The 18,278-nt window shown below is 66.2% G+C and carries 13 protein-coding genes; 6 read left to right on the top strand and 7 right to left on the bottom strand.

Going from position 1 to position 18,278, the window contains the following annotated elements; translation table 11 throughout:
* Positions 1-33 precede the first annotated feature (33 nt).
* Positions 34-960 carry a hypothetical protein gene (locus GOC52_RS10875; protein ID WP_191849379.1) on the bottom strand — a complete coding sequence of 309 codons (927 nt, stop codon included), beginning with the start codon at positions 958-960 and terminating at the stop codon, positions 34-36.
* A gap of 192 nt (positions 961-1,152) precedes the next feature.
* Here GOC52_RS10875 and GOC52_RS10870 point away from each other — a divergent pair, with 192 nt between their 5' ends.
* The 3 genes from GOC52_RS10870 to GOC52_RS10860 all read left to right on the top strand — a co-directional run bounded on the left by GOC52_RS10870 (position 1,153) and on the right by GOC52_RS10860 (position 3,945).
* Positions 1,153-1,305: a hypothetical protein gene (locus GOC52_RS10870; protein ID WP_162257677.1), complete on the top strand. Its 153-nt coding sequence runs from the start codon at positions 1,153-1,155 to the stop codon at positions 1,303-1,305.
* Positions 1,306-1,389: 84 nt separating this feature from the next.
* Positions 1,390-2,091, top strand: coding sequence for a lasso peptide biosynthesis B2 protein (locus GOC52_RS10865; RefSeq protein WP_191849377.1), 702 nt, complete (start codon positions 1,390-1,392; stop codon positions 2,089-2,091).
* A gap of 81 nt (positions 2,092-2,172) precedes the next feature.
* Positions 2,173-3,945: an asparagine synthase-related protein gene (locus GOC52_RS10860; RefSeq protein ID WP_238794390.1), complete on the top strand. Its 1,773-nt coding sequence runs from the start codon at positions 2,173-2,175 to the stop codon at positions 3,943-3,945.
* Here GOC52_RS10860 and GOC52_RS10855 read toward each other — a convergent pair.
* Genes GOC52_RS10855 through GOC52_RS10840 form a run of 4 tightly spaced genes read right to left on the bottom strand, consistent with a single transcriptional unit; the run spans position 3,942 to position 9,878 of the window.
* The gene (locus GOC52_RS10855; RefSeq protein ID WP_191849373.1) at positions 3,942-4,652 is read right to left on the bottom strand and encodes an ABC transporter ATP-binding protein; all 711 of its coding nucleotides are present in this window, start codon (positions 4,650-4,652) and stop codon (positions 3,942-3,944) included. The two genes, GOC52_RS10860 and GOC52_RS10855, sit on opposite strands and share 4 nt — an antisense overlap.
* 12 nt (positions 4,653-4,664) lie before the next feature.
* Positions 4,665-6,023, bottom strand: coding sequence for an ABC transporter permease subunit (locus GOC52_RS10850; protein ID WP_191849371.1), 1,359 nt, complete (start codon positions 6,021-6,023; stop codon positions 4,665-4,667).
* Complete coding sequence (locus GOC52_RS10845; RefSeq protein ID WP_238794389.1) at positions 6,020-7,483, bottom strand: DUF3526 domain-containing protein; 1,464 nt, start codon at positions 7,481-7,483, stop codon at positions 6,020-6,022. Before GOC52_RS10845 ends, GOC52_RS10850 begins: the two co-directional genes overlap by 4 nt.
* Before the next feature lie 10 nt (positions 7,484-7,493).
* Entirely contained in the window at positions 7,494-9,878 is a 2,385-nt protein-coding gene (locus GOC52_RS10840; RefSeq protein WP_191849369.1) for a TonB-dependent receptor plug domain-containing protein, read from the bottom strand.
* 173 nt (positions 9,879-10,051) lie between these two features.
* Between GOC52_RS10840 and GOC52_RS10835 the strand changes: the two genes are divergently transcribed.
* A complete protein-coding gene (locus GOC52_RS10835) occupies positions 10,052-11,701 on the top strand; it encodes an ABC transporter ATP-binding protein (RefSeq protein ID WP_238794388.1) in 1,650 nt (549 codons plus the stop codon).
* A 137-nt stretch (positions 11,702-11,838) separates the two neighbouring features.
* Entirely contained in the window at positions 11,839-12,438 is a 600-nt protein-coding gene (locus GOC52_RS10830; protein ID WP_191849367.1) for an NADPH-dependent FMN reductase, read from the top strand.
* Positions 12,439-12,457: 19 nt separating this feature from the next.
* Here the strand turns inward: GOC52_RS10830 and GOC52_RS10825 are convergent, their stop codons facing one another.
* Complete coding sequence (locus GOC52_RS10825) at positions 12,458-14,104, bottom strand: fatty acid--CoA ligase (protein WP_191849365.1); 1,647 nt, start codon at positions 14,102-14,104, stop codon at positions 12,458-12,460.
* A 129-nt stretch (positions 14,105-14,233) separates the two neighbouring features.
* On the opposite strand from GOC52_RS10825, the gene GOC52_RS10820 reads away from it, so the two are divergent.
* Complete coding sequence (locus GOC52_RS10820; RefSeq protein WP_053443065.1) at positions 14,234-14,908, top strand: response regulator transcription factor; 675 nt, start codon at positions 14,234-14,236, stop codon at positions 14,906-14,908.
* Positions 14,909-14,912: 4 nt separating this feature from the next.
* Here the strand turns inward: GOC52_RS10820 and GOC52_RS10815 are convergent, their stop codons facing one another.
* The gene (locus GOC52_RS10815; RefSeq protein ID WP_191849363.1) at positions 14,913-18,242 is read right to left on the bottom strand and encodes a hybrid sensor histidine kinase/response regulator; all 3,330 of its coding nucleotides are present in this window, start codon (positions 18,240-18,242) and stop codon (positions 14,913-14,915) included.
* Between the last annotated feature and the right edge of the window lie 36 nt (positions 18,243-18,278).

Raw genomic sequence — 18,278 nt, 5'->3', positions numbered from 1 at the left:
CTACCGCCGTCGGGCTTGATGCCCACGGCCTTTCTACACCGCTGGAACCGTGATCCGCTGCAGATCCAGCTTGGCCCTGAGCGCATAGTGCTTGCGGGTGACCGGCACGGTGCAGGTCAGGCGTGGATCCAGGTAGTCCTTGAACATCGGCGGTCGCGAAGCGCCCAGATAGAACGGCCGATCCTGCTTCACCGCGGCGGGCAGCAACACGTCGGACAGATCGCTGTCGGACGCATCGGTCACCAGGCAGGGGGCATGGCGGAAGCCGAGCCTGCGCAGCAGGTACAGCCGGTGCGAGCCGTTGGTCAGGATGATCCGGCGGCCAATGCGTGTGGCGCTGATCAGGTTGTCGCTGAAACCGAGATAGACGACAAGGGCGTGGCTGGCTGCGCCGAACGGCTCGTAACCGGCGATGGTGCGAGGGTCGATCGTCGCCACGTCGAGGAAGCGCAGGTCGTTGGACGCAGATGCGAACGTGTAGATGCCATCGGACTGGGTAAAGCGCACATCCGGATGTGTGTGGCGTCCACGTCGCGCCACCAGCTCCATGATCTCGCTTGCATCGGGTGACGCGGCCGTGGCCGCTGCAAGCTGATCGATGTGGCGCAGGTTGATGCACTCCTGGAAAACCACCAGCCGGTCGATCTCCACCATCTGCCAACTGCGGGGCACCACGCTCGTCATGCGGTGCATCGAGGGTTGGCGAAGCGCCTGCTCGGCCAGTGGCCGCATCTCTTCGGGCAGGTCGAGGACGTCCATGGCATCGGCGTCGTCTGCTTCGTCGTGATGAAGGTGACGCACGAGGGCGCGGGCATCCCGCCACTGCTCCACCAGCATCGCTTCATCAAAGCTTCCTGGTGGGCAACGCTCCCGGACGAAGCGGATGAACTTCGGCAGCGGAAACAGGCCCTTCAGCAGAAGGGTGGAATCAAGGCCATCGTCATTGATCTCGGTGGGCATCCATCTCGCTCTCTTGGGAGTCGCTGCAGCGGCGTCGGATCACGGTCGGCCGTCACACCAAAATAATATGTTATATCGTAACATTTGCGTGCCTTGGCGGCAATCGTCCTGAAATACGCAGGGCGACGCTGGCCTGGCCGCTGTGCATCCGCTGCATCGCGTGGGTGCATCCACTGACTAGAGGAGATGTTCATGAACGAACTGATTGAGCTGGGCGTAGTGGCTGGAGAGCAGAATCACGAAGATCCGAGTGAACTGATCGAGCTGGGCTCGGTGGTTTCCGAAACGAAGGCGCACAACCACGGCACGTTGTGGGATGGCGTCTTCCCGACCACCTCGCCCTGATCCATCGCACCCTGCATGACCTGCGGTGCATGCCCCCCGCATGCACCGCTCTGATGCCTGCAGCAGCATGAGATCACGCTCGCGATGGACCAGCCTGAAACCACCTACTTCCTTTCGAAGCACGCACATGTCTGTGTGACCGGTGACGCAATGGTCATTCTTGATCAGGCCTCCGGCAGCTATCTCTCCATCGATCGGCGCGGAGCGGCGGCGCTTGGCGGGCTGGTGCAGGACTGGCCCCTGGCCTCCGATGGAGCGCCGAGCCCGAGGATGCTGCAGTCGCTGCTTGATCGGCGCCTGATCACCCAGGATCCGCTGCGTGGCAAATCCGCAGCAAGTGCCGAAATCGCGTTGCCCCTGCACTGGGTGCGCGAGGGCGAGTCCCGAGGATGTCCGCCGATCACGGCCTGCGATGTGCGCCGCTTCCTGGCCTCGGTCACGCGCGCGGCCTGCAGCAGGACGTTCCTGCCTTTCAACTACACGGTGTCGGCAGCCCGCAGGCGTGGTCAGGCCTCCATGCCGGGCGAGGTGGATCTGCAGCAGCTGGCCCTCCTGGTCCGGGTGTTCGATTGGTTGCGACCGATCGCCTTCAGGAAGACCGATGAGTGCTTCCTCTACTGCCTGGCCATGCGTGAGTTCCTGTCGCGGTACGGCATCGTTCCCGCGTGGGTGTTCGCGGTGCGCACCCAGCCGTTCGCAGCGCATTGCTGGTTGCAGCACGGCGACCAGGTCCTGACCGACATCCCCTTCAATCTGCGCCGGATGACGCCCATCCTGGTGCTGTAACCGGCCTGAGGCATGTACCGATACATCGCTCTGTTCTGGAACGAACATTCCGAATCCGCTCGTGCGCAGGCTTTGCAGGCCATGGAACGGATCGAGGCAGACCGCCCCGGAATCGCCTGCGTGATGAAGGGCAGCGGCGGCGCCATCTATGCCCAGACCGACAACCCCGGCTACTTCGAGTACAGCCGGTCCGGCCCGCTGGTGATACTCGGCAAGCTGTTCCACAAGGTGTTCGCCGCCGATACCGTTCCCGCACAGGCATTTCCCGATGCTGCATCCGCAGACAGCGCCTGCAGTACGCAGGGCAGGAGCCTGGTGGAGCAGTACTGGGGGCGCTACGTTGCCGTGGGCTACCAGCCGGATACCACCCGCTGGTTCGTGCTGCGCGATCCGACAGCGGAGATTCCGTGCTACATGACCACGGTCGATCAGTTGACGGTGGTCTTTTCGAGCATGGAAGACTGCCTGCTGCTGGGAGTGGGTGACTTCAACGTCGACTGGTCGTTCCTGTCCTATTCGCTGCTGTTCCCGTTCCGTGACGGCCTGCAGACAGGCTTCGAGGAGGTCACCGCGCTCGAAGCGGGCGAGGCAGTGACGATCCGTGATGGCCGGCCGATCGGCCGGCACTACCCGTGGGATGTGGTGCGGCAGGCCAGTGAAGCGCCCATCGAAGATCTGGAGGAAGCCGTGCAACTGGCACGTGCAACGCTGCTGGGCTGTATCGGTGCGCTGGCGAGCCAGCATCGATGCATCCAGCTTCAGTTGTCCGGCGGGCTGGACTCCTCCATCGTCCTCGCCGGCCTGCTGCATGCGCCCTCCGCACCGGAGGTGAAGTGCGTCCATCACTACGATGCCGGCATTGGTGCCGATGAGCGCATGTTCGCGCGCATGGCCGTTACCGGTGCCAGTGAATCCTCCGGAAGACGCTGCGAGTTCGTCGAGTACCTGCGGCAGCCGCACTGCTCGCTGGAAGAGATCATGGACTTCCCGCGAACCGCGCGTCCTGCGCATTGCTCGGGTTACCTGCTGCATCGGCGCGACGTGGATGTCGACGCAGGCACGGTGCAGTTCACCGGTGTCGGCGGCGATGCGGTCTTCCTCCGCTTCAAGGGCAATGCCGCTGCCATCGACTATGCGTGGCGGCGTGGGATCGACCGTGACTTTTTCCGTGTTGCGTTCGAAACCGCGCAGTCGGGTGATTCGCTGTACGGGGTATTCAAGGATGCCTTCGTCCACGGCGTGCTCAAGAAGCCGGGCAACATCAATGGCCGCTGGGGCAACCCGTGCGAATGGGTGAAGGTGGATGCGTCCGAACAGGATGGCGTGCCGCCGGCCTGGCTGCGGCATGCACGCGCACAAGGGCACAGGCTCTCTCCGCACAAGCTGGCGCATATCGGCCGGATGATCTTCCCGACCAGCGTGCTCGATCCCTTCGAGGGCGCAGGACGCTGGCACGGCGTATCACCCATCAGCGCGCAGCCTGTGGTGGAACTGTTCGCCCGCCTGCCGCTGCACCTGCTGATGGCCGGCGCGGAAGACCGGACGATCGCGCGTCGTGCACTGCAGGGCCTGCTGCCGCAGGCGCTGCTGTCGCGCAAGGTGAAGTCCTACCTCGACGATCACTCGGTGGCGGTCACCCAGCGGCATCAGCAGTTCATCAGGGGCCTGCTGGTGGATGGCCTGCTGGCGCGGCGGGGCTACATCGACAGCGCATCGGCCGACGCGGGCATCCGCAGGGTCAGCCCGGATCACTCCTCCCAGGTGCTGGGCATCTTCGGTCCGCAGGTCAACATCGAAGCCTGGCTCAGGCGCTGGATGGGCCGGCCAGGCGCGCCTGCGGCCGGCGTGGCCTAGGCGCTCCGGCTCATTTCCTCAAGGTAGAGGCTCTCCAGGTCATTGGCGGTGATCGTGCTGGCATCCAGTGTCCTGCGCAGCCTGCCGGCCTGCATCAGCCCGATGGTCGTCGCCACTTCGCGGGCACGGAACAGATCGTGGGTGGCCATCAGGATCGCCGTGCCGCGGTCGCGCTGGCGCACGATCAGTTCGTGGAATTCGGCCGAGGCAGTCGGGTCCAGGCCGGACGTCGGCTCATCAAGGAGCAGTGCCCTGGCTTCCTTGATGATGGCCAGCGCGATGCCCACCTTCTGGCGCATGCCCTTGGAGTAAAGGCCGACGCGTCGCCCGAATGCCTCGGGCGCCAGCCCGGCAGACCTGAGCGCGTCCTTCAGCCGTGCGGGCGAACGCTGCTCCACCGCAGCCAGGCGCGCGAAGTAATCCAGGTTTTCATAGCCGGTCAGTTCGTCATACAGCGCCACGTTCTCCGGGATGTACAACAGGCGCCGGCGTACCTCCTGTGGCCGCTGCCAGGCACTGAGCCCATCAACCTCGGCGGATCCGGAGGTGGGTTCGAGGAAGCCCAGGAACAGCTTGATCGTGGTCGACTTGCCGGCCCCGTTGGCACCCAGCAGGCAGAAGATCTCGCCGGGAGCTACCGTGAAGCTCACATCATCCAGCGCCCGATGCGTGCCGTGTTCCTTGACCAGATGCGTTGCAGTCAGCATGAGTGGTGTACCTCAGGGGGTGGCCAGCCGACGCCGCATCGACCAGGCTGCGATCAGCAGAAGCAGGGTGGCGACCGCCAACGCGGCCAGGTCGATCAGTACACCGCGTTGCAGGGCGCCCGCCGTGTCCTGGAATTCGAAACGGGGCAGGGCGTCGTACTCGGCCAGCGTCTGTGGCAGGTCACGGTCCAGATAGGCCTTGTGCAGCTGCCGACGTGCGTGCCAGTACATGAGGACCTGCTGCTGGAACGCCAGCGCCCGGTCGGCGTCGGATCCGGCGAGGCGGTCCAGTGCATCCTGCACCGCGACCGACGGCAGCAGCAGGCGCGCCCGGTCGAGTGCCCGGCGTCGCCCGTCCTCAGCCTCCGTATGCGCGGCGATCAAGGGCGCGATGGCCTGATCGGCCTGGACAAGATCGGCATAGGCCACGCGCACGGCGTCCGCAATGCGCGGTGCTGGCGAACGCGTGGCGGGGGAGGCTGCCGCGTGGCGCAGCTGCTGCTGGCGGGCAGTGTCGGCCAGTTGCGCCTTCAATGCGGTGGCCAGCTGCATCTGCGAGGGCGGTGGAACCCTCAGGTTCACCGCTGCCAGGACCAGTGACGGGGCCATGACAACGATCAGCAGCCACAGTGCGCCGGAAGCGATCGCGGCCTCGGTGGTGCGCCGGGCGAAGCAGCCGATAAGCACCGCCAGTGCCAGCCAGACGCTGCCGTAGGCGAGCACGATCAGGGCAAGCGCGGCCAGGCCGGAAGGACTCGTGGCCCCCGAACCAGCGGCACCGGCAAGGATGATCGCCAGCGCAGGCAGCAGCACGATGGCAGCGCGGGCCAGGGCCTTGACCGCGATCAGCCGTCCCGCCGCGATGGGTTGTGACAACATCAACGCTGTGATGCCGCGCTCACGTTCGCGCGACCAGAGGTCGAAGGTGGTCGCCAGGATGACCAAGGGCAGCAGAAAGACAATGACGAAGGCCAGGTCGAATCGGCCAGCGGCCTGCACGGCAGGATTGCCGATGTCGGACCACACATGCCTGAGCAGCTGGCTACGGTCGCCCAGCGCAACCACGTCGGCGGTGTAGGGGTAGGCGTCCGCCTGTCCAATCGACAATGCCGCCATCGGGCCGGGAGGGAGCACCGGCTGGACGCGGGGCAGTACCGACGGTGCCTTGCCAACGAATCCCCGGCTTCGGTCCCTGGCATCCTGTTCTTCCGCGTTGATAAGGCTGATGGCTGCCTCGCGCTGCCCGACCCACGTACTGCCATTCCATGCTGCAAAGGCCGCCAGCACCGCCAGCAGGCCAAGCAGCACCGGCAACGCCCGGTCTCGCAGCAGGCGACGGATCTCATGCCCTGCGATCGACAGGCTGCTCATGGGGCACTCCCGAGATGCCGCGCCGACGTGAACACCAGCCCCAGGGCCAGCAGCACCCAGGCCAGCAGGATGGCGAAGTTCACCGACTGTGCCGCGGCGATGTGGCCCAGCGGGGGGTGTTGCGGGCTGTACGCCACGGAGCGGGTAAGGGTCGCGATATCGGCCAGATGCTTGCTGCCGTTCGCGGCCTTGTGCTGTTTCACTTCCAGGTTGAGTGCCTGGATCAGCCGGTAGCGATAGTCCTCGACCCCGCGCAGGAACGCCAGATGTGCAGGGAAGTCGGTGCGCGCCAGTGCCCGTGACACGGCCTGCAGCGCGAGGGTGGGGGACAGCGCCGCAAAGGCGCGTTGCGTGATCGCCTGCCGCTGGTAGGTGGCGTAGATGCGCTCGAAGTGGCGGTTGTAGGTCTCGGTGGAATTCGCTTCGGCGAACTCCAGCGCCACACCGCGGAAGTTGACCGGAAGATCGTCCACGTCCTTCACCTGGTAGCGTGCCAGCATCTCTGCTTTCAGTGCGTCCAGCCGCTTGTCCGCCGGGTCGTGACCATCAGCGCCGTGCTCCGCGTCCTCGGTGACCGCCGCCCGGAACGCGGGTGCAGTAGGCGTGGGATACAGCGATTCGGCCAGTGCGGGGGCCACCCGCGGCGCGAGCAGGGTGGCCACCACCCAGAAGCCGAGCAGCACCACCAGCGACGTGCGTGCTGCGCTGAAGCGCGCCGAGACACCGATGGTGATGGCGCAGAACACCAGGAGATAGAGCGCATACGCCGCGAACATCGCAACGAGCGCCGTGATGTCGGCCGTGCCGAGGGTGCGGCCGACCATGCCCGGAAGGCTGACCGCCAGCAGGGCGAGGACCAGCAGCAGCGATGCCGTTGCCAGCGCGATCAGGCGGCCACCGATCAGCACGTGGGCCGATGCACCACTGCCGAGCTCCTGGCGGAGGGTCTCGCGGGCGACATCGCCGGAGAGGCTGGCGAATCCGGCAAGGATGATCAGCAGGGGCGCCACGACCTGCAGCGCCCATGCGGCGGAGAAGCCGTCGAACCGGCTGAGCGCGGTGCCGGCGTCGATGGGTCGGTGCCGGGCCGGGTTCTGCGCATGGCCTTCGATGAACACCGAGGTGCCGACGAAATCCGTGATGCCCGGGTCGAGCGCCGCCAGCGGCCGCACCGGCGCGGGAATGGCGCGGCCGACGTGCGCGGCAGCATGCGGGTCGATCGTGCCCTGGCTGTCCCACAGCCCGGCCTCCTGCTCCGCTACGATCTGGCGCTCCTGGGCCTGCTGGGCCAGCCGTGCTGCGCCCGTGGTAACCGACGCTCCCGCAAGCAGCAGCAGGGTCAGCGCGAGCCACAACAGGCGCCGTTCGCGCCACATCAGCTTCAGCTGGGTCGCGGCAACGGCCCGCGCCTGGCGCAGGGCGGATGCGGGTCTGGAGAGGGCGGGGGAGGCATCGCTCACGGCGGGCGCCCTACCAGCGATGGGTCAATGTCATGGACAGGAAGCGGCCGAGCGCCGTTGCATTGGTCGGGTCAAAACCGGTGTTGATGCTGTTGACGATGAAGGGCGGATTCCTGTCGAACAGATTCTGCACGTTGAAGGCCAGCGAGGTGCTCTGGCCGGTGCCGGCAGAACCGCTGAAGTCATACCTGAGATTGAGGTCGACCGTCGTCCACGAGGTGACATGGGGGTCGGCGCGGTTGGCGGGATCGCGATAGCTGTCCATATAGTTCACGAACAACCCACCGGCGACCTGCCGGTGGCTTACGGCGAGGCCGCCGCGCACCTTCAGGTCGACCGGGAAGTACACCGCGTTCACCGCGTCGACCTCGGGCGAGGTGGCGGTCACGCGGCGCTTGGAATCGATGATGTATTGGCCGGCAAGGTTCAATGCGATACGGGTCTGGCCGGCGTCGAAATCGTAGGAGGCATTGAAGTCGACGCCGCGCTGCGAAGTGAACGCGTTGTTGCGGAAGCGGTTGTCGAGGATGACCTCGCTGCTGGTTTCATCGGTTCCTGGTGTCAGCGCATAAGGGCCCACCCGCGATACGAACAGTCCCAGGCCGGAGGCACCCAGCTGGCGCGCCTGCTGGATCTGCTGCGGCGTCGGGTTGACGGTCAGCAGGTCCGCATAGGGTGCGGTGGACTGCAGGAAGAGCGACGGGAAACTGCCGCCGAAACCGCTGCCGATCCGGTCGGCATACTCGATGTGGTAGTAGTTCGCGTCGATCTTGAGGCCCGGCAGCGACGGGGGCGCGAACGAGAAGCCGCCGGTCCAGGTCTTGGCACGTTCGGGCCCCAGGTCCGGGTTGCCGTTGGAGAGCATCATCAGCACCGTGCTTCCGTTGGCCGCGCTCGGGTTGGGTACCTTGGCCACCACCACGGTGTTGTTCAGCTGCATGTCCTGGTAGACCGGCGCCCGGTAGGAGCGGCCGTAGCTGGTGCGGAATGAAAGACCTTCCGTTGCTTCCCACAGCAGGCCGAGCTTGGGGTTGAGGGTGGAACCGAAATCGCTGTAGTCGTCGTAGCGTGCGGCCGCAGTCAGCGACAGCCGGCGAGCGCCAGGCATGTCTGCCAGCAGCGGAATGTTGAGCTCGGCGAAAGCGGAACGGATCGTGCGCTGCAGATCCAGCGGCTTCTCAAGCCCACGGTGATCGAGCAGTTCATAGCCATCGCGGCGGTAGCCCGCACCGAATGCCGCGCGTACGCCGCCGGCCGGAAGATTGAACAGCTCGCCGTCGGCGATCATCTCCACGTAGCGCGATTCGGAATGGGTATCCGTCGGCGGTGCGGTGCTGACCGAGCTGCCGGTGATGGTGGTTCTCTCGTAGGAGACGTCGCTTCTGCCGAATCCGGAATTCAGACGGGCCTGCCACTGGCGCGGAAGCTCGAGGGTAAGGCCGGCGAACACATCGAACTGCCGCGTGTGCGGGAACAGGCGGGTCTCGTCGGCAGTGCCGGAAATGGTGGTGTCCATCTCGCGCTTGGCAAAGGAGCCGGTCAGGTTGAGCGTCAGCACATCACTGAGCGCCTGCACGCCGTCCAGATACAGGCTGTGCCGCTTCGAGCCGGGATAGATGTCGTACGGCCTGACCGTAACGTTCCTGGAAAAGTCCTTGTCGACCGCGGCGAGGTTGGACTGCTTCAGGAACTCGTAGCTGGCCATCAGGTGGCCACCCTCCCACGACCAGCCGGCCGACTGCGATGCCTGGTATTCGTCCATGTTGCCGCGGGTGACGCTGCCGTAGCGCAGCGAGGTTTCATAGCCGGTGAAATCGCGGCGCAGGACGATGTTGACCACACCGCCGACGGCGTCGGTGCCGTAGATGGCCGAGGCGCCATCGGTGAGGATCTCCACGCGCTCGATGGCACTCAGCGGAATCAGCGAGATGTCGACGTACTGATAGCGGTTCGAGGAGGTCACGCGGTGGCCATTGATCAGCGTCAGCGTGGTGCCCGTGCCCAGGCCACGCAGGTTGATGGCGGTGCCCTGGCCGAAGTTGTTGCCGGTATCGCGGTCGACGCCGAGGTTGCCGACGTTGGCGCCGTTGGCACCACCGCCGAAGTTCTGTGGCAGCTTCTCGAAGAGCTGCTGCAACGAGGCCACCCCGGTTCGATCAATGGCCTCCCGGTCGATCACGATGACCGGGGAGGCGCCGCCGCCAATGGCATCGCGGATGTTGCTGCCAATGACCATCACCTTGTCCAGCGTGGCGGTATCGGATCGCCGGTCGCCCTGGACAGGACTGCCGGGAACGCTGGCATCCTGCGCCATTGCCGGCGCGTTGAGCTGCAGAGCGGCGGCCAGGCTGGCGACCACCAATGCCGCCGGCCTGGCGGTGGATGCGTTGTTCATGCCCCGGTCCATCGATCTCATCGGATGTTGGTCTGCGGCACGAGCCATCGCGCCTTCAATGGAGATGTTATATCATATCATTTAAGATGCGCGACGATCTCTTGCTGTGCCGAGGGGCGACGGCAGGCGCACCGCCACACAGGAGCCACTGCACCGATGCCGGACCGACGCTGATGAGAATGTTCGCGCTGCCGCCGCCGGTCACCGAGATCCTCACCGCGTACTGGAAGGCGGACCGCAGGCTGCTGCTGTTGATCGCCGCCATCGTCGTGCTTTCCAGTCTGGCCACGGTGGCAGCGCCGTACCTGTTCTCGCGCCTGATCGACCGCATCAGCACGGAAGGCATCCGTGAACTGGCGGGAGGGTTCCTGCTCTACGCGGTGATGCTCGGCGCCGCCAGCATCCTGCAGAACACCGTGCAGTACCTGTCGTTCCTCAGTGGCGAGAACCTGGGTTTCATCACCAGCACCCGCTACTTCGCGCGGCTGCTGAAGAAGACACACGGCTTCTTCCTGGATTACAACGCAGCCGAACTGCAGGTGGCCGGGGAGAAGGGCCGCAACGCCCTGAAGATCGTGGTGCAGCTTGGCCTGGTGGTGTTCATTCCCAGCGCACTGCAGATCCTGCTGACCCTGCTGACACTGGGTGCGCTGATCAACCTGCAGATGGTGGCGATCGTGCTGGGCTACGGTTCTGTGGCCGTCACGCTCTCGGCCATCGCTACGCGGCGAGCACGGATCCATCGTGAGGCGGCGGTCGAAGCGGGCCAGCAGAATGCGCGCTTCGTCGGCAATGCGATGAACGCGATGGAGACGCTGCGGCAGTTCGGCGGCAGCGCGTGGATGATCCAGCGCTTCGAGCAGAAGGCCCTGGAGGTCCGCGACAGTTGGCGGGCGTACGTGCTGCAGCGGATCGGTTTCATCGCGCTGCTGGGCATCGGCCTGGCGGTCGAGTTCATCGTCACCTTCGCACTGCTGCTCCCGCGCTATCAGAGCGGTGACCTGAGCGTCGGCGATATCGTGCTGTTCAACCTGCTGTTGCTGCAGCTCAACATGCCCTTTGAAATGATCGCGCGCTCGATCGATGACGTTGCCCGTTCGTGGACGCTGCTGACGCCGCTATCGTCCCTGTGGGCGGCACCCGAAGAGCGGCAGGCAGCAAACGCCGGCCGATTCCACGGAGAATGCGGCCGGATCGAGTTCCAGCATGTCAGCCATCGCTACGGCAATGGCCGCGGCGTCCGGGATGCGTCCTTCCACGCCGGGCGCGGCGGCATCAACTTCCTGATGGGGGAGACCGGGGCAGGGAAGTCGACGCTGTTCAAGCTGGCACTGAAGTCGATCGAGCCCCAGCACGGTCGCATCCTGGTGGATGGCATCGACCTGGCCGACATCGACCGTGCCGCGTGGCACGCCGCCGTCGCCGCCGTTCCCCAGGATGTCATCCTGCTCAACGAGAGCCTGGCCGACAACATCCTGCTGGGGCGCCCGCGCGACGACACCCGGTTGCGCCGCGCGACCCACAGGGCGTCGATCCTGGCCTTGATCGACGCGCTGCCCGAGGGCTTTGAAACCACGGTGGGCGAGCGCGGCCTGAAACTTTCCGGCGGCGAACGGCAGCGCATCGCCATTGCGCGTGCACTCTACGGAGAGCCCGCCATCCTGTTCCTGGATGAAGCCAGCTCGGCGCTGGACGAGGCGACCGAGCGCGAGATCATGGGCCATATCCGCGCGCTTACCGGTGATGTCACGATCGTGGCCATCACCCATCGCCGCAGCGTGGTGACCGCAGCCGACCAGGTGATCGTGCTGGCCACGGGCTGACGGGATCTGGCGGACACCTGCACCTGCAGCTGGGGCGCGATGCTTCTGGGGTACGCTGTGCGCGACCGTTCCCGGTGCCTCCCGCGCTGTCGATGCCTGGCCCGTGACCCCGCACCGACTCATTCCAGGAATCCCGCATGTCCGACAACCCTCCACCGCTGAACATCCTGGCGTTTGCCGGCAGCCTGCGCAGCAACAGTTACAACCGGCGCCTGGTCAGGGCTGCAGCAGGCGCCGCGCCTGCGGGCCTGCTGCTGACCGTGCATGACACCATTGCCGATATTCCGCTGTTCGACGAAGACCTGGAAGCCGCCGACCCGGCCGGTCCCGCCGGGGTCAAGCGCCTGCGCGCGGCCATTGCAGCCGCTGACGGCGTGCTGATCGCCACGCCGGAGTACAGCCAGTCCCTGCCCGGCGTACTCAAGAACACGCTCGATTGGCTGTCCCGCGACGATGCCGAATACCGCACGGTCCTTTCGGCCAAGCCGGTGGCGATCATCGGCGCCACGCCGGGTCACTGGGGCACCAAACTGGCACAGTCGCAGCTGCGCCATACACTGACCGCCATGGGGGCATTGACCATGGCCTCGCCACAGCTCTATGTGGCCGAAGCAGCGGCCGCCTACAACAATGACGCGGACGATTTCGACGCGGCGACGCGCAAGCGCCTGCAGCGCTTCCTGGAGGGATTCCAGGCCTGGGTCCAGTTGCTGCAGGGCGGGGCATCGCGCGGTTGAGCCGTGCCGGCAGAGGGCGTCAGCGCCCGCCGGTGCCAGCGCCCGGATCATGCAGCCCGCGCAGTTTTTTCTTGTTGATCTTGCCCACGCTGGTCCGCTCGATCGCATCCACGAAGCTGACACGCTCCGGAATCGCATAGCGTGAGATGTCTCCGGAACGGCTGCGCGCTGCGACCAGTTCGATGATCTCCGCCTCTGACACATCACGGCCGGGCTGCCTGACCACCAGTGGCAGCGGCCGTTCGCCCCATTTCGCATCGGCGATACCGATCACCGCGACCTCGCTGACCGCCGGGTGCAGTGCGATGATGTCTTCCAGCGCGAGCGAGGAGATCCATTCGCCACCGGTCTTGATCACGTCCTTGATGCGATCGGTGACGCGCAGGTAGCCACCTGCATCGATGTTGCCGATGTCGCCGGTGTGCAGGTAGCCGCCCGCCCACAGCGCTGCCGAAGCGTCCGGATCGTGCAGGTAACCCTGGGTCAGCCAGGGGGCTCGTGCCACCACTTCGCCGGTGGCCACGCCATCGTGGACGACATCGCCCATGTCCGGGTCGACAATGCGCAGGTCCACCAGCGGCACCGGAGTGCCGGCCTTGGTGCGCAGTGACAGCACCTCGTCGGCATCGGTCATGCTGTCCACGTCGATCTGGGCGATGGTGAGCAGAGGGCAGGTCTCGGACATGCCATAGCCGCCGAAGATGTCGATGCCCCGTGCCAGTGCACGCTGCGCCAGAGCACGGGGCAGGGCCGCACCGCCGATGATCACCTTCCAGCCCTCCAGGTCGGTCTGCGCCGCGTCCGGATGCTCCAGCAGCATGTGCAGGATGGTTGGCACACAGTGCGAGAAGGTCACCTTTTCGCGCGCGATCAACGCCAGCAGCTTCGCAGGCAGGTAGCGCCCCGGATAGACCTGCCTGATGCCCATCGCGGTAGCCACGTAGGGCAGGCCCCACGCGTGCACATGGAACATCGGGGTCATGGGCATGTAGACGTCGTCACGGTGCAGGCGGCCCTGGCGGGGGGCGCCGCCGAGCGCGGCCATCGCCGCCAGCGAATGCAGCACCAGCTGCCGGTGGCTGAAATAGACCCCTTTGGGCAACCCGGTGGTTCCGGTGGTGTAGAACACCGTGGCACGGGCATTCTCGTCGAAGTCCGGGAAGCGGACGACCGGCGTGGCATCACGCAGGCCCGTTTCGTACTCGGTGGCGAAGCCTGGCGGCAGCGGGCCATCGGCATCGTCCAGCAGAATGCGGGTGCGCAGGTCCGGCAGCTGCTCGTCGATGGCGTCCAGCAGCGGCAGGAACTCGCGGTTGGCCAGGATCGCCCGCGCGCCGCTGTGGTTCAGCGTGTACGCGATCTGCTCGGGGGCCAGGCGCACGTTCACCATCATCAGCACCGCACCGATCATCGGCACCGCGAAGTAGGCCTCCAGGTAGCGGTTGCTGTCCCAGTCCATCACCGCCACCGTGTCGCCGTGGCCGACTCCCAGCGAGGTCAGCAGGCCTGCCAGCTGGCCGATGCGCGCGTGCAGGGTGCGGTAATCGAACCGTACCTGGTCGCCGTAGACGATTTCCTGTCCAGGGCTCACCGCCAGCGGCATCAGCAGCAGCTGCTTGATCAGCAGTGGATAGGCATGGGCATCGGGAGTGGGGGCGGATGACATGGCATTTCCTCGTGGACGGCGTTGCGGTCGCCGGCCTTCTCCGCCCCACACTAGCAAGCCCTTCCTGCTGTACCAGCGTACCTAGGTACCTGTTCCCGCGCGCAGCCGATTTGATAATCTCGCCAGGACATGCCAACCCTGCTCATCGCCGATGATCACCCCTTGTTCCGTGCGGCACTGCATCGCGCGGCGGAAGAGGCGGTCGCCGATCTGCAGATCAGCGAGGCTGATTCGCTGGACGGCGTGCTGGAGGTGATCGAGAACCAGTCGATCGACCTGATGCTGCTTGACCTGCACATGCCCGGCAACCATGGGCTGGCCGGGTTGGCCACGATCCGTGCCCTGCAGCCGGGCCTGGCGATCATCATCGTCTCCGCCAACGAGGAGCCGCAGGTCATCCGGCGTGCCATCGACCTCGGCGCCGCAGGCTACCTGCCCAAGAGTTCGGGCTTGAACGAACTGCAGTCCGCGCTGCAGTCCGTGCTGGAGGGTGAGCGCTGGATTCCAGCGTTGCTGCGCGAGCCGGTGGCGCGGGTGGCACCGTTCAGCAGGGATGCCGACCTGGCCGCACGCCTGTCCAGCCTGTCGGCACATCAGTACAAGGTGCTGGGGCTGGTGGCCGAGGGCCTGCTCAACAAGCAGATCGCCGACCGGCTGGGCGTACAGCTGCGCACGGTCAAGGCGCACATGACACGCATCATGGAGCGGCTGGGCGTGCGCAACCGCGCGCAGGCCATCCGCGTGCTGCACGAAATGGGACTGGCCGATCCGTCCCGGCAGATCGAAGAGATTCCCGAGCCCTGATGGGTCAGGGCGTGGCAGTGGTCGCCAGCAGGTGGTTGATCGCCCAGCGCAGCGCCAACGGCTTGAACGGCTTGTTGAGCAGGGACAGCCCAACGCCACGCACCGCCTCGCGCGTATCGCTGCCGGTATCGGCACTGAGGATCACCGTCGGCCGCGGCCCATGCATGCCCACCAGCCGCTTCCACAGCGCAACACCGGTATCGCCATCATCCAGGTGATAGTCGAACAGCCACAGCGCCGCCTCGTGCGCTGAGGGTCCGATGTCATCGGCGTTGCCTGCCGCGATCACATCGCAACCCCAGGAATGCAGCAGCTGCCGCATCGCCGCCAGTGCGTCCGGGTCGTTGTCCACCACCAGTACACGAATTCCCTTCAGGGCGCTGCTGCCGCCCGTCGGTGGTGGACTGCGCGGGGTCACAGGGGGTGCTGCCCGTTGCACGCTGATCGAGAAGGCCGAGCCATGCCCGGGTACGCTGCGCAGGTGCAAGGGTGCATGCAGCAGGTCGGCGATTCGGTGCGCGATGGTCAAGCCCAGGCCCAGTCCTTGCCCGTTGCTGCGATCGATCCGGTGGAACTCCTCGAACACCACCGCCTGCTGCTCCGGAGCAATGCCGGGGCCGGTGTCATGCACGCCGATCATCAGTGCCTGCCCCTGGCGGCGCGCACCCAGCAAGACACCGCCATGGCGGGTGTAACGAATGGCGTTGGCCAGGAAGTTCTGCAGCACCCGGCGCAGCAGCAGTGGGTCGCTATGGACCCAGGCCTGGCTCCGCACGTGGCGGAACTGCAGGCCACGCGCCGCCGCCAGCACCGCGAACTCCTGCGCAAGCGGATCGAGCACGGTCGACAGCGCGAAGGGGCGCGGATCGGCCACCAGCCCACCGGCTTCCAGTCGCGAGATATCCAGTAGGCCGGACAGCAGGTCATCAGTGGAATCCAATGCGCCGCGGATCTGCCGCAGGAAACTTTCGAGGAACTCGGACTCGATGTGCTGCGACATCGCCTCGGTCAGCAACTGGGCCGCATGCATGGGCTGGATGAGATCATGGCCGACCGCCGTCAGGAAGCGCGTTTTTGCCGCGTTCGCGCGCTCGGCCTCCTGTACCGCCTGCTGCAGCCGTGCGGTGCGGTCCTGTACCCGGCGTTCCAGATTCTCATTACTGCGCTTGAGCGCATCTTCCGCGCGGCGGAACGCCGTGACATCGGTGAATGTGGCTACATAGCCACCGCCCGGCATCGGGTTGCCGCGGATCTCGACGATGGTGTCATCGGGGAAAATCCGTTCGGAAAGGTGTGGCGTGCCACGGCGCATATGCGCGACGCGGCGCTGCAATGCCTTGGTCGGCGTGTCGCCGGGGCCATCGCCGATCTTCAGCTGCCCCAGTGCCCATGCCGTGAGGTTGACCACCGGCTGCCCGACCTGCAGCAGCTCAGGCGGGAACTTGAACAGCGCGGCGTAGCGGCTGTTCCACGCCACCAGCTGCAGCTGCGCATCGACCACGCTGATGCCCTGGCTCATGTTCTCCAGCGCGGCTTCCAGCAGGCGCTGGTTGAAGCGCAGCACCTGGGTGGCCTCGCCGACGGCGCGGGTCACCGCATCCAGCGGCGCGGCGCCGCCTTCGCGTGCGGCTTCGACCAGAAGTCGTGCCATGCCTGCACCGACCACGGCAGTCAGTTCACGCTCGACGGCGGTGACCCGGTCGTCATCCAGCATCTGCCCGGCGTAGCCCTCCAGCAGCTGGCGCGCACGCTCCTGGCCAAGGAAGCGTCCGGCGGTTCTGCGCAGGGACGCCGCAGCCACCGCATCCCGCCTCCGCGGCAATGACGGACGCACGGCCCGCGACACCAGTGCCACGGCCAGCAGGTTGACCGCCAGGCTGGCCCCCATGCTGATGGCGATATGCCCCGGCTGCACGCGCAGCGAGACCACCGACAACCAATGCAGCCCGTCGGCGCCGACCGATGGCGTGGCGGCCGGGATCACCATCGGCAGCAGTACCAGCCACAGCCAGGCCAATGAGCCCAGCACGATGCCGGCCATGATGGCCGCGGAGGGCGTACGCGGGCGATATACCGCCAGCAGCACTGCCGGTGCCAGCTGCGAGAGAGCGGTGAAGGACATCAGGCCGAAATCGCTGAGTGCCTCGGTGTCGCTCATCGCGCGGCTGTACAGCCACGCCATCAGGAACACGGCGAGGATGCCGGCACGGCGGAACGCCAGCACGCGCGGGCGCAGATCGGCGTTGGCCACGCCACCCTCGATGCCGCCGAGCAGGCGCGAACCGAATCCGTGGTTGCCAAGCATGATCGACAGGGTCAGCCCGGACAGGATCATCATGCCCGTGGCCGCGCTCAGGCTGCCCAGATAGGCCAGCAGCGCCAGCAGATGATGGCCACCGGCCTGCGGCAGCGCCAGCACGTACAGGTCCGGTGATACCGAGGCCGGCAGCTGCGCGGCACCGGCCAATGCCATCGGCACCGACGGCAGACCGATCAGCAGCAGGTAGACCGGGAACATCCAGCGTGCCGTCTTCAGGTCCGAGGTCTGGCGAAGCTCGACCACGCCGACGTGGAACTGGTGAGGCAGGGTGAACGCGGAGATCGCCCCCAGCGCGACCATGGTGAGATAGTCCGGCACGATGGCCGGTGGCGGCATCTGCGCCATCTTTTCCAGCAGCGGCGTGCCGGCTTTGTGCACGGACAGCGCCGCATACAGGCCAATGGCCAGCAGTGCGACCAGTTTCAGCACCGATTCCAGGCCCAGCGCGACCACGATGCCGCGGTTGGGCTCGGTAGCCGAGGCCTTGCGTGCACCGAACAGCAGGGTGAACGCGGCCATCGTCAGCGCGAACCAGAACGACATGTCCAGCTGCGCACCGGCAGGCGCGAACCGATCACCCAGCAGGGCACCCAGCCCCTGGCTGACGGCTTTCAGCTGCAGTGCGATGTAGGGAATGATGCCGAACAGCGCCACCAGGGTGATAGTGAAGCCGAGGCCGCGATCGGCACGCAGTCGTGCAACGACCAGATCGGCGATGGTGGCACTGTTGTGCTGCTTGGCCAGCCGCCCGAGGCGGAGCAGGAACGGCAGGCCCAACGCGAAGATCAGCGCCATGCCGGCCAGGGTCGGTGGAATGGGGAAACCCCATTGCTGCCCCTGCGAGGCCGCACCGTAGTAGGTCCACGCGGTGCAGTGCACGGCCAGCGACAGTGCATAGATGAGCGGCCAGGCCTTCGAAAGCCGGTGCCCGCGGCGCTCGCCCCACAGCGCCACGCCAAACAGCAGTGCGGTCCATGCAATGCAGGCGAAGAGGACGATGGAGGGCGTCAACATCGCTCCAGTGTAGGGAGAGAAGCGGGCAGGGTGGTG

The sequence above is a fragment of the Stenotrophomonas sp. SXG-1 genome (assembly GCF_014083965.1).
Taxonomy (GTDB): domain Bacteria; phylum Pseudomonadota; class Gammaproteobacteria; order Xanthomonadales; family Xanthomonadaceae; genus Stenotrophomonas; species Stenotrophomonas geniculata.
This window is presented reverse-complemented; position numbering and strand designations above follow the sequence as displayed.

Bases quoted from the DNA above. Each gene is read 5' to 3' on its own strand.
- GOC52_RS10875 (WP_191849379.1), bottom strand. From the start codon at position 960: ATGCCCACCGAGATCAATGACGATGGCCTTGATTCCACCCTTCTGCTG.
- GOC52_RS10870 (WP_162257677.1), top strand. From the start codon at position 1,153: ATGAACGAACTGATTGAGCTGGGCGTAGTGGCTGGAGAGCAGAATCAC.
- GOC52_RS10865 (WP_191849377.1), top strand. From the start codon at position 1,390: ATGGACCAGCCTGAAACCACCTACTTCCTTTCGAAGCACGCACATGTC.
- GOC52_RS10860 (WP_238794390.1), top strand. From the start codon at position 2,173: ATGGAACGGATCGAGGCAGACCGCCCCGGAATCGCCTGCGTGATGAAG.
- GOC52_RS10855 (WP_191849373.1), bottom strand. From the start codon at position 4,652: ATGCTGACTGCAACGCATCTGGTCAAGGAACACGGCACGCATCGGGCG.
- GOC52_RS10850 (WP_191849371.1), bottom strand. From the start codon at position 6,023: ATGAGCAGCCTGTCGATCGCAGGGCATGAGATCCGTCGCCTGCTGCGA.
- GOC52_RS10840 (WP_191849369.1), bottom strand. From the start codon at position 9,878: ATGAACAACGCATCCACCGCCAGGCCGGCGGCATTGGTGGTCGCCAGC.
- GOC52_RS10835 (WP_238794388.1), top strand. From the start codon at position 10,052: ATGAGAATGTTCGCGCTGCCGCCGCCGGTCACCGAGATCCTCACCGCG.
- GOC52_RS10830 (WP_191849367.1), top strand. From the start codon at position 11,839: ATGTCCGACAACCCTCCACCGCTGAACATCCTGGCGTTTGCCGGCAGC.
- GOC52_RS10825 (WP_191849365.1), bottom strand. From the start codon at position 14,104: ATGTCATCCGCCCCCACTCCCGATGCCCATGCCTATCCACTGCTGATC.
- GOC52_RS10820 (WP_053443065.1), top strand. From the start codon at position 14,234: ATGCCAACCCTGCTCATCGCCGATGATCACCCCTTGTTCCGTGCGGCA.
- GOC52_RS10815 (WP_191849363.1), bottom strand. From the start codon at position 18,242: ATGTTGACGCCCTCCATCGTCCTCTTCGCCTGCATTGCATGGACCGCA.